Annotated in this window: 8 protein-coding genes; all 8 read right to left on the reverse strand. The window is 54.6% G+C overall.

Annotation, left to right across the window (positions count from 1 at the left end):
• Positions 1–8: 8 nt before the first annotated feature.
• Complete coding sequence (tauA, locus tag DBY68_RS07435) at positions 9–971, reverse strand: taurine ABC transporter substrate-binding protein (RefSeq protein ID WP_108474770.1); 963 nt, start codon at positions 969–971, stop codon at positions 9–11.
• Positions 972–1,207: 236 nt separating this feature from the next.
• Positions 1,208–2,146 carry a homocysteine S-methyltransferase gene (gene mmuM, locus DBY68_RS07440; RefSeq protein ID WP_108474769.1) on the reverse strand — a complete coding sequence of 313 codons (939 nt, stop codon included), beginning with the start codon at positions 2,144–2,146 and terminating at the stop codon, positions 1,208–1,210.
• Positions 2,133–3,539 carry an S-methylmethionine permease gene (gene mmuP, locus DBY68_RS07445; RefSeq protein WP_108474768.1) on the reverse strand — a complete coding sequence of 469 codons (1,407 nt, stop codon included), beginning with the start codon at positions 3,537–3,539 and terminating at the stop codon, positions 2,133–2,135. Before mmuP ends, mmuM begins: the two co-directional genes overlap by 14 nt.
• 406 nt (positions 3,540–3,945) lie before the next feature.
• Positions 3,946–5,067, reverse strand: coding sequence for a cupin domain-containing protein (locus tag DBY68_RS07455; RefSeq protein WP_108474766.1), 1,122 nt, complete (start codon positions 5,065–5,067; stop codon positions 3,946–3,948).
• Between the two features lie 131 nt (positions 5,068–5,198).
• Positions 5,199–6,413: a serine hydrolase domain-containing protein gene (locus tag DBY68_RS07460; RefSeq protein ID WP_233503881.1), complete on the reverse strand. Its 1,215-nt coding sequence runs from the start codon at positions 6,411–6,413 to the stop codon at positions 5,199–5,201.
• A gap of 183 nt (positions 6,414–6,596) precedes the next feature.
• Entirely contained in the window at positions 6,597–7,688 is a 1,092-nt protein-coding gene (ompC, locus tag DBY68_RS07465) for a porin OmpC (protein ID WP_108474765.1), read from the reverse strand.
• Positions 7,689–8,135: 447 nt separating this feature from the next.
• Positions 8,136–9,311 (reverse strand): HlyD family efflux transporter periplasmic adaptor subunit, encoded by a 1,176-nt coding sequence (locus DBY68_RS07470; RefSeq protein WP_108474764.1) that lies wholly within the window; start codon positions 9,309–9,311, stop codon positions 8,136–8,138.
• Positions 9,308–11,500: a type I secretion system permease/ATPase gene (locus DBY68_RS07475; RefSeq protein WP_108474763.1), complete on the reverse strand. Its 2,193-nt coding sequence runs from the start codon at positions 11,498–11,500 to the stop codon at positions 9,308–9,310. Before DBY68_RS07475 ends, DBY68_RS07470 begins: the two co-directional genes overlap by 4 nt.
• Positions 11,501–11,613 lie beyond the last annotated feature (113 nt).

Below are 11,613 nucleotides of genomic sequence, written 5' to 3' on the forward strand. Positions count from 1 at the left end.
CAGACTCCTTATTTCACAAAGCGATCGGTCACGTACTGACTGTAATCCGTCGCCGCCGCAGGCACTTTCCCCTGCGCTTTGAGGAATTCGGCGGTGTCGATAATGGCCTTGTTAACCGGGCCGTTCAGCTCTTTTGCCTGCTGGTCGGCGGTGAGATAGGTATTTCCCTTTACCAACCCCGGTACATCCGCTTCCGGTACGCCGCTTAAGCGCGCCAGCTTGCTGATGTTATCCGGCTGCTTAAGCCAGGCTTCCGGGTTGTCGATGTATGCACGTTGGGCATCAATAGCGCTTTTCGCGAACGCGCGTACCACGTCAGGATGCTTCTCAGCAAAGTCTTTACGCACGACCCACACGTCGAGCGTTGGCGATCCCCACTGGCCCACTTTTTCCGAATCAGTCAGCACGGTGCCGTCTTTTTCCAGCTCATTAACCGCCGGGGCCCAGACATAAGCACCATCAATATCGCCACGCTGCCAGGCGGCAATAATCGCCGGTGGCTGAAGGTTGAGAATTTGCACCTGCCCAGGCTTAATGCCCCAGTGTTTCAGCGCGGCCAGCAGGCTGTAGTGGGTGGTGGAGATAAACGGCACGGCAATACGTTTACCGATTAAATCTTCCGGTTTGGTGATGTTTTTCTTCACCACCAGCGCTTCGGAATTACCGAGCTGCGAGGCAAGCAGGAAGACTTCAATAGGCACCTGCTGGCTGGCCGCGACCGCGAGCGGGCTGGAGCCAAGATTCCCGATTTGTACGTCGCCCGAGGCCAGTGCCCGAACGATACTCGCGCCACTGTCGAACTTGCGCCAGTCCGGCTTTGCACCGCTCAGTTTGCTGAAAGTGTCATCCGCCTGCGCGACTTTCGCCGGTTCGGCGGAAGTCTGGTATGCGATAGTAACGTCCACGGCCTGTGCCTGAAATGCGATCAGTGCGGCGGCGGCGAATAGTGAAATACGCGATGAAATAGCCATTGTCTGCTCCCTCTGTGTCTTGTTATGGGTGCAGTATTTCCGGGCGTTGAATTTTGATAAAGGAATTAAAAGGTCTTGTTAATGCCTTTTCGTTTTTAGAAAAAAAGTGGGATTAGATAGATGGAAAATGGGGAAAGCGGTGGATTATCCCCTCACCCCAGCCCTCTCCCACAGGGAGAGGGAGAAAATCAGCGGGCACCATCGGCCCCTCTCCCTTGAGGGTGAGGGGGAATGCATCAGTGCCCACGAACTGCCGCTAATGCCGCAATATCCGCAGGCGTCGTCCGACAGCAACCGCCAATCAGCCTCGCCCCCGCCTCCAGCCATTGCGGTAAATGGTGCGCTAAGGTATCGCACGCTTCACCGTGATGGTGCCAGGTTTTACTTACCGCATCGTAGTGCTCGCCGGAATTGGGATACACCACCAGCGGAAGCGGTGTCAGGCTATGCAGATGGCCGAGTGCGTCGTTGGTGTTTTCCAGCGCGATACAGTTAATGCCTAGCGCAATAATTTGCGGATAGCGGGAAAGCGCCGCCACCACATCCTGCAATGGCGTGCCATCGCTCAGATGCTGCGCATCGCGCAGCGTGAAAGAGAACCAGGCACGGGCTTCGGGATATTCCGCCAGCAATGCCGCCAGCGCCGAGATTTCCGCAAACGACGGCAGCGTTTCGCAGGCCAGCAGATCGGCCCCAGCCTCCAGCAAGGCGTCTACGCGAGGGCGATGAAATGCCTGAAATTCTTCCGCGCTACGTTGATAATCACCGCGATACTCCGAACCATCGGCCAGATACGCGCCATATGGCCCAACCGAGCCAGCAATCAACAACGTTCCCGCCTGCGGATTTTCCGTTAGATACCGCTCTCGCGCTTCTTGCGCCAGTGCAACGCTACGGGCAATTAATGCGCGAGACTGTGCTTCATCCAGCCCACGCGCTGCAAAACCCGCGGGTGTCGCCTGATAGCTGGCGGTTATCGCCACCCGCGCCCCGGCACGGAAATAGTCGAGATGCACATCGCGAATCAGCGTCGGATTTTCCATCAACACTTTCGCCGACCACAGGCTATCGCCCAGGTTACAACCGCGCCCTTCCAGTTCGGTGGCCATTGCGCCATCCAGCAATACGAACGGTTCAGCGTCGAGAATGGCGGTTAACGGATTACTCTGCGGCATGTTGGATCTCCTGAACAGGCTGACGGGAACGCGTCAGATAATAAGCGCCATAGCACAGCGCGACAAACGGCAACCCACAATAAAGCGCGATGCGCTGGCTCGGGTCAAACGCCAGGCCCACACAGGCGACCAGACAAAGGATAAAGCCCAACACCGGCACCAGCGGGTACCACGGCGCGCGGTACTGCAATTCGCTCAGCGCCCGGCCCTGTTGCAAATGGCGACGACGGAAGACCAAGTGCGAGGCGCAAATGCTAAGCCACACCGCGACAACGGCAAACCCGGAAATGGCCGACAGCGCAACAAACACCGTATCCGGCGCAATGATGCTGGAAAAGAGCGCCAGCACGCCACCCAGCATACTCACCGATAACGCCACCAGCGGCACGCCGTTTTTCGTCACGCGAGAAAAACAGTGCGGTAACGTGCGTTCATTAGAAAGCGACCACAGCATGCGCCCGGAGGCATAAAGCCCCGAGTTCGCGGCCGACAGAATCGCCGTCAGAATGACAAAGTTAAAGATATCCGCCGCATACGGAATCCCGACTTTTTCGAAGACCAGCACAAACGGACTTTTCTCTACGCCAGCCTGCTGCATGGGGATCAGCGCCGCCAGCACAAAAACGGTGCCAATAAAGAAGATAATCAAACGGGCAATGGTGGTGCGAATGGCAACAGGAATAACCTTGTGCGGATTTTCCGTTTCCCCGGCGGCAATGCCAATGAGTTCAGTACCTGAGAAGGCGAAGTTCACCGCCACCATGGTCATCAGGATTGGCAAGCCACCGTGGGGGAACCAGCCTTCAGCGGTAATGTTATGCAACCCTGGCGCCGGTGAACCGTCCTGCATCGGGATAAAACCAAAGATGGCTGCACCGCCGAGAATAATGAAAGCAATAATGGTGATCACTTTGATCAGCGAGAACCAGAATTCACCTTCGGCAAAGAAGCGCGTAGAGATAACGTTTAATCCGAAGATCAGCACGCAGAACAGTAAACACCACACCCAAATGGGAACCTGCGGAAACCAGTATTGCATACAGAAGCCAGCGGCGGTAAAGCTGGAACCGAGCGCGACTGTCCAGGTAAGCCAGTAAAGCCAGGCGACAGCATACCCGGTTGCCGGGCCGAGATAGCGGGAGGCGTAAACATGAAATGCCCCGGTTTCCGGCATTGCAACGGAGAGTTCGCCGAGGCACTGCATCACCAGCCAGACGACCAGCGCACCAATCAGATAGGCCAGTAATGTTCCCGCCGCGCCGGTGGTCGAGATGATATAGCCGGTGTTGAAAAATAGCCCTGTGCCAATGACGCCACCCAGCGACAGCATTATCAGGTGACGCGTTTTCATGGTGCGCTTGAGTTGCCCACCTTGTTGTTGTGTTGTTTGCATTATGACCTTCTAAACGTATGGACATCTAAACATCCAGATGAAGGTGTTGTTATACCGCGTATGGTGGGGAAATGCAAAATGGGGGGAGTGTGCGCGCTGATGCCCTCACCCCGGCCCTCTCCCACAGGGAGAGGGAGAAAACCGGCGCAGCACTTAGCAATGTGCACAATCGGTCCCCTCTCCCACAGAGAGAGGGAGAAAACCGGCGCAGGACTCAACACCGTGCACAATCAATCCCCTCTCCCTTGAGGGAGAGGGTTAGGGTGAGGGGAAATGTGCGCACCGATGCCCTCACCCCGGCCCTCTCCCGCAGGGAGAGGGAGGAAACCGGCGCAGGACTCAACACCGTGCACAATCAATCCCCTCTCCCTTGAGGGAGAGGGTTAGGGTGAGGGGGAAAAGCGCACTACTCGTCGAAGAACCAATATCCCTGATTAATCAACGCCGTCAGCTCATCAGCGAACACCGGGTTAGTTAACGCCTCGCCCAGCTCAGCTTTACCAAGCGTCGTATAACGGGAGAGCGCATCAGCCGCCGCCGCGTCACTGACATCCAGCGGCTCACTGTTAACGAAAACGCTGCCGTTCACGCTCAGCACACGCAGTCCGTTCAAACGCACCAGCGTTTCTCCGTCCATCAGCGCGTCTACCACTTCCTGTGGCGCGTAAGGCGGCTCTGCCGGGGCGATATCCAGCTCATGGCGCGGCGTGGTGACAAAGCTTCCGAACCACTGCTTAAAATCGTCCGGCTTGCTGATCATCTCGATCATCATTCCGCGCAGGCGCTCAAGTTCATACTCTTCAATGCGCCCTGCGTGATCGCGCACGGTCAGATCCGGATCGCTGTAGTGTTCGCTGCCGAGATCGTTTTCCAGCGCGTAATCAGCAAAGCTGCTGATCAGATCGCGTCCGTTAGGCCCACGGAAGCCAACGGAATAGTTCAGCGCCGTTTCGTGGGTGAAACCGTCGTGCGGGAATCCCGGCGGAATATAAAGGATATCGCCCGGCTCCAGATCTTCATCGATGATCGGTTCAAACGGATCGACATGCAGCAAAGCCGGATGCGGACAGAACTGGCGCATCGGCAGTTTGTCACCCACGCGCCAGCGGCGGCTGCCCATGCCCTGAATAATAAACACATCATACTGATCGATATGCGGGCCCACGCCGCCGCCCGGCACGGAGAAGGAGATCATTAAATCATCCAGACGCCAGTCCGGCAGGACACGGAACGGGCGCACCAGCTCCGCCGACGGTTCGTGCCAGTGGTTTACCGCCTGCGCCAGCAGCGACCAGCCCGTCTCACCTAAGCCATCGAAATGCTCAAACGGGCCATTGCTCGCCTGCCATTTTCCGTTGGCATGGCTTACCAGTCGACTGTCGACTTCGGGTTCCATCGCCAGGCCAGCCAGTTCATCCGGGGTGATCGGATCAACAAAGTCAGCGAACGCTTTCTTCAGTACAACAGGTTTTTTCTGCCAGTATTTCTCAAGAAACTCCGGCCAGTTAAGGTTAAGTTGATAAGCCATTTTTCATACCATCAGTGAGCAAACAGGCCTGATTATACGGAGCAGAGGAACAGCGCCGCCTTGTCATGGGTCAATCGCGCGCGATATGACCATTTCGCGACACACGTAGCGGCAACAAGCGGGCTCGCGGGTTACTGCGCCGCGCAGATCCGGGGATGATCGCTGGCGACCGCCATGCGCAACAACAGGCGATGACCAATATCGTTCTGCCAGTTAAAACTGTTTTGCAGTACCACGATGGCGTTGCCGTGGCGTTTATCCAGGCCGATATAACTGCTGTACCCCCCAATAAAACCGGATTGGTAAAGCAGCGTTTGACCATAGGCGGAATAGCCGAGCCAGCCCAGGGCCGCGGCATTGTCATCACTCTGGAAGCGGCGAAGTGTCATGGCATCGGCAAATGCGTGATCCAGTTGGGTGTCACCGGAGCCGGAGAGATGCGCCTGCAAATAACCCAGCAGATCGTTTCCTGTTGACCATAGCGACGCGGCGCCGACCATATCATGGCTGAAGCGCCACTCCGGTACCACTTCACCACGGGCAATAAACTTAGGCTGGTCGCCCGCCTGACCACGCGCACGCAGAATATAACCGGGGAGTGTTTCCGGCACGTAGCCCGTGTGCAACATTTTTAGCGGGGTGAATATATCCTGCTGTGCCATTTCGGGAATCGTTCGCGAGGCACTTTGCTCAAGCGCACTGTCTAAAATGGCGTAACCCAGATTGGAATAATTCACCTGAACGTTATCCGGCGCGCGGAAGGTGCTGAGATAATCCTGATACTCACCGCGATCCAGGTCATCGTAAAACTGTTCACCGGTAAAAACATAGCGCACCAGTTTACCCAGCATCGGTAAATCAAAAGCCTGTCTTGGCAAACCCGCCGTATGGCTGGCAAGTTGCTCGACGGTAATCTTTTGCGCGTCCGGACTCAGCTCTTTCGCAGAAGGAAATAATTCGTGGAGCGTCGAATGCCACGTCAGCTTATTTCTCTGCACCTGTAGGGCGGCAATTTCGGCGGTCACGCCTTTAGTCACCGACCCTAAAGCGAAAAGCGTATCGCCGGTAACCGGCACGCGTCTATCGGAATCCGTAAAACCATAGCTGAAGAGTTGTGGCGGCTGATTATGTGAAATCACGCCGATCACCAGCGCGGTGGAACGCTGGCGAGCAAAATGATTGCGGGAAAGTTGCGCTATTTGGCGGTCGAGGGGGGCGTCGCAGAGCGTGTGTAGTGAAGTATTGGTATCCAGCGTGTCAACGGGATTGCTGGAAAGCGAGGAGTGACAGCCTGTCAGGAACATGCCCATCAGAAGGGTTAACGGTAATGGGATGGTCTTCAGCAAAATCTCACTCTTTCCTGCGCTGCGCACTTTTTCGACGCGCAATAATAAAGGAATGACAGAGATAAGGACAGCAGGAAAAAGGCTAAAAATTATTTGCCGAATAACATAATGTCATCCGGCAAATAACAGGCATTGAGGGTTGTAAAGCTTACGCCAGCGTCAATGCTGGCGTATTCAGGCTAATCAGAACTGGTAAACAGCGCCGATACCGACCTGGTTATCTGTATTCAGACCCTGACGCTGAACATTGGCATTATCGCTGTCGAGCAGGTTGATTTTATAATCTGCATAGACGGCCATGTTTTTATTGAAGTAGTAGTTCGCGCCAACTTCGATATATTTCACGATATCCATATCGCCGGAGCCATTATGGTCGCCGCGAGACTGCAAATAGGCGATGGATGGACGTAGACCGAAATCAAACTGATACTGGGCTACCAGTTCGATGTTTTTGGTTTTATCGAACGCGATGGTATTGGAATCATACGAACCACCGGTCATGTTACGGGTTTCCGCGTAGGTTGCCGCCAGGTACAGGTTGTTCGCGTCATATTTCAGACCACCCGCCCAGGCTTCTGCGTTTTCTGCGGTGTTTTGAGTACGTGTCTGCTGCTGGTCGGTACGCTTAGAACCGGAGTACGCCGCGGAAGCCGCGAAGCCTTCAGCAAATTCGTAGGATACGGAACCGCCCCAACCTTCGCCGTTCTGCTTCAGCACGTTATCGCGACCATTGTTGGTTTCACCGCTGCCACCGTTCTTGCCCTGGTACTGGATAGCAAAGTTCAGGCCATCAACCAGGCCGAAGAAGCCGGTGTTACGGTAGGTCGCGAGGCCGTTCGCACGACCGGTCATGAAGCCGTCGGTCTGGGTGTAGGAGTCCCCGCCGAACACCGGCAGCATATCGGTCCAGGCTTCTACGTCGTAGATAACGCCGTAGTTACGACCATAGTCGAAGCTGCCGTATTCGCCTGCGTTCAGGCCGGCAAACGCCAGACGGGTTGCGGTGTCCGCACCGTCTTCGGTTTTGTTACCCTGAATGTTGTATTCCCACTGGCCGTAACCGGTCAGTTGGTCATTGATCTGCGTTTCCCCTTTGAAACCGAAACGAACATAGGTGTTATCGCCATCGGCACCTTTGTCGTCAGAGAAAATATGGCGAGCATCAACCTTGCCATATAAATCGAGTTTATTTCCGTCTTTGTTATAGATTTCTGCTGCGTGTGCTGCGCCTGCGGCCAGAATGGCAGGAATAACGACTGCGAGAATTTTTTTCATATTAAGCCACCATCATTATATTTAGTTTTAAGAGTATGAACGGTGCAAATTGACTATTCATACGTGCTTCTTTGTGAAGCGATTCATACGTTATTGAAATATTCAGAAATGGACAGCGGGTACATGTAACAAAATGTAAAAACAGGATCAAGTTGGCTTATTTGATGTATGAATTCGAAATTAGACAATCCTGATAAAACATTTTATTAACGTAAAATGATCATGCACTAAAATAGTACACAAACGGTAAACATGAATATTTATAGAATATAATTTCGGGTGGTATTATCAGGTGGAAAATAAAAAACAGGGGAATTAGTGGGAAATTGGGAGGGGAGTGGGTTTGTGAGCTTTCCCCCCTCACCCCGGCCCTCTCCCTCAGGGAGAGGGAGAAAACCGCGCTAATTTAACCATTGGCACACGCTCAGGGAGAGGGTTAGGGTACCATCACCGCTCGCGTAACGCTTCCTGCACTTTATTAAACGGTTTAATCAAATAATCGAGTACCGTTTTACTGCCGGTGCGGATATCCACCGTCGCAATCATGCCCGGAAAAATGGGGGATTTATGGCCATTTTTATTCTCAACAAAGTTGTGGTCAGTGCGAATATAAACGCGGTAATAGTAAACATCGCGCTTCACATCATCCTGAATCGTATCGGGCGATATCATGACAACTTCACCACTCAGCCCTCCATAAATGGAATAATCATAAGCGGTAATTTTTACCAACGCTTCCTGGCCGGGATGGATAAATGCGACATCTCGCGGTGAAATATGCGCTTCAATCAGCATCTGATCGTCAAGCGGTACCATACTCATTAATTTGCCATTCGGTGGGATGACGCCGCCCACGGTGGTCACTTCGATATCTTTTACAATACCAGTGACCGGCGCAGTAAATTCCAGACGATCGAGAGAATCGGTACGTCCACGAATGACGGATCGCTGAGCCGCAATTTCCTCCTCCGTTTTCGATAATTCCTCACGCGCCCGAACATAATATTGCGTGTTCATTTCGGTGATACGGCTGTTAAGATCGTTTTTTTGCCGTTGCAGACGCAGCACTTCCACATCACTGGCCGCCCCTTTGCGCACTAACGGTTGGGTCATCGCCAGTTCGCGATCGACCAGCACGATGCCCTCACGCAGCCCCTTAATGCCTTCCGTTAAACTGCTGCGACGTGATTCATACAGACGCGTTTCCTGCGCGATCAACGAAGAATAATGCTGCAACTCTTCCGGGAAGGTCAGAGGGGTATCGTTGACTTCCGCATTCAACCGCGCGGCGCGCGCCAGCGCAGCGTTGTAGCGAGAAATACTCTCCTGCACGCCGGACTCCGTTTTGGTACGGTCGAGCTGTGCCAGCACCTGCCCACGTTCAACGATATCGCCCTCTTTCACACTCAGGCGCGTTAAAATGCCGCCTTCCAGCGACTGAATAATCTGTTCGCGGGAGGAAGGCACCACGGTTCCGCTACCGGTCGTCACCTCGTCGAGTTCAAAAAACCAGGCCCAGACCACAAAAAGCGCCAGCAGCAGGGCCAGCGCCCAGGCGACAATCGTCGCGCGCGGCAAGGGAGGCTCATTGAAGTGTCCATCATAGAGATCTTCGCGTCTCATACCGTCTCCTCCTTGCTGCTGTCCGCCGCCGAGCGATTCAATGTGGCACGCCGAACGGTCTGTGCCGGTTTTGCCGCCTCAGCGGGACGTTGCTGCTTAAGAATGATATCGCGCGGGCCATCCATAACCACTTTGCCCTTATCCAGCACGATAATGCGATCGACCAGATGGAGGATCGCCAGGCGATGGGTGGCAATCACCAGCGTGCGACGGCCAATCCATTGCTCAAGATGCCCAATCAAACGCTGTTCGCTAATTTCATCCAGCCAGGCCGTTGGCTCATCCATCAGCACAATATTCGGTTGCGTAATCAGCATGCGCGCCAGCAGCAGCGCCTGACGTTGTCCACCCGAGAGGCCAAATCCCCCTTCCAGAATTTGATAGTTGAGGCCATTTTTCTGCTGACGTACAAACTCCAGCGCCCCGCTCATGGCCAGCGCGCGTTGGATATCGTCATCAGAGGCCAGCGGCCTGCCCATGGTGATGTTTTCGCGCACCGAGCCGAAAAAGAGACGCGCATTCTGGCTGAGAAACGCCATGTCACGCCGCACATCGGCAACATCCAGCAACGGCAGGCTGATATCATCAAGTTGAACCGTGCCTGTCTGCGGATCCTGCATCCCGGCTAAGAGTTGCAGCAGCGTACTTTTACCCGAGCCGTTGCGCCCAAGAATCGCCACTTTCTCACCGGCTTTAATCTCGAGCTTCGGTATCGTCAGGACGTTAACTTTTTCCTCTTCATCGTAGTAAAAACCCACATTTTCAAGCAGGTAGTTACCGTTCAGATTGGTACGATGCACGCGCTCGCGCGGCTCCGGCTGATCCACCGGGCGCTTCATCAGTTCATCAAGGCTTTTGCGCGCCACTTTCGCTGCCTGCCAGCGCGATAAGACACCAGAGATCTGCGCCAGCGGCGCGATAGTGCGCGAGGCCAGAATCGACGTTCCCACCAGCGCACCGGTGGTCATATCGCCGTTCATCACCAGATAGCAGCCCACCAGCAGCACCACTGCATAAACAATCGACTGCACCTCCTGCGTCCAGGTCATCAATAACCCCGTGAGCCAGCGCTGCTTCATGCTGATAGACGCGGCAACATCGTTACTGTTGTTCCACTGATTCTGGAAGCGGCGTTCGGCGCGCAGCAGTTTAATATCTTCAATGCCCTGCACCGCCTCCACCAGCGTGGCGTTGCGGATTGCGCTTTCTCGCATGCCGTCATTAGCCAGCTTCGACAGGGGTTTTTGAATCAGCATGCCGGGGATTAACAGCAGCGGGATTGCCAGCAGCACCACGAAGACCAGCGGGCCGCCAATCATCCACAAAATGAAGACAAACAACAGGAAGAATGGGATATCACTGACCGTACTGATGGTGGTAGAGGTGATCAGTTCTCGCACCGATTCCAGTTCACGCAACTGGGAAATAAACGTCCCGGTCGATTTGGAACGGGCGTTATTTTTCAGGCGCAAAGCGCGCGCAAAGACGCGATCCGAGATGCGCAAGTCAGCTCTTTTCCCAACGATATCGGAAATATGAACTCGAATCATACGCATGGTGAATTCAAAGGTAATCGCCAGCATCACGCCGCCAAACAGTACCCACAAGGTTGCTTCTGACTGAGAGGGCACCACGCGGTCATACACCTGCATCGAAAAAATCATGCCGCTCAGCGCCAGTACGTTAGCCACCAGCGCAGCCAGCATAATATCGCTATAACGACGCCAGTCTTTCAGCGCCAGCTGCCAGAACCAGTTTTTCTTATAGGGTTTGATGTACTCATCGACGCGCACGTCAGGAATGGTATCCTGCGGCCTCGCCACGGCCAGCGACGTCAGGCGGGAAGCCAGCTCGTCGCGGTTGACCACCGTTTGCTGCTCGCCGTCGCCGCTCATCAGCAGGATAAAATTGCCTTCGCCGTCCATGCGCGAGATCACCGCAACGGCGTCATTGTCGAGCACGGCAATCAGCGGCAGTCGCCAGGGGTCGATAAGCGTCAGGTCGGGCGGCGTGTAACGTAGCCCCAGCCCCAACTGGCGCGCGATATCTTCCTGTATTTCGCGCGCTGAATGATTGTGGCCCTGATTCACCGCAACGCGAACGTTCTCTTCGGAAAAATCGAGGCGATAGTGGCGGGCGACGCTGAGCAGCGCCAACAGCCAGGGTTCATGTTGTGTTCGTGTTCTCATTATTATCACTTCCTGTGGCAGCCTGGCAGGATAAGCCAGTGGTTTGTCCGGTTAAACCGTTCACCATTATCCCGGCCACGCGGTAAAGATTTGAAAACGGCTGACAGGATTTC

It is taken from the genome of Pseudocitrobacter sp. RIT415 (assembly GCF_003057695.2).
GTDB lineage: Bacteria > Pseudomonadota > Gammaproteobacteria > Enterobacterales > Enterobacteriaceae > Pseudocitrobacter > Pseudocitrobacter faecalis.

What these genes read in the sequence shown, in the direction of transcription:
- DBY68_RS07475 (WP_108474763.1), bottom strand. Translation starts at nt 11,500, where the DNA reads ATGAGAACACGAACACAACATGAACCCTGGCTGTTGGCGCTGCTCAGC.
- DBY68_RS07470 (WP_108474764.1), bottom strand. Translation starts at nt 9,311, where the DNA reads ATGAGACGCGAAGATCTCTATGATGGACACTTCAATGAGCCTCCCTTG.
- ompC (WP_108474765.1), bottom strand. Translation starts at nt 7,688, where the DNA reads ATGAAAAAAATTCTCGCAGTCGTTATTCCTGCCATTCTGGCCGCAGGC.
- DBY68_RS07455 (WP_108474766.1), bottom strand. Translation starts at nt 5,067, where the DNA reads ATGGCTTATCAACTTAACCTTAACTGGCCGGAGTTTCTTGAGAAATAC.
- mmuM (WP_108474769.1), bottom strand. Translation starts at nt 2,146, where the DNA reads ATGCCGCAGAGTAATCCGTTAACCGCCATTCTCGACGCTGAACCGTTC.
- mmuP (WP_108474768.1), bottom strand. Translation starts at nt 3,539, where the DNA reads ATGCAAACAACACAACAACAAGGTGGGCAACTCAAGCGCACCATGAAA.
- tauA (WP_108474770.1), bottom strand. Translation starts at nt 971, where the DNA reads ATGGCTATTTCATCGCGTATTTCACTATTCGCCGCCGCCGCACTGATC.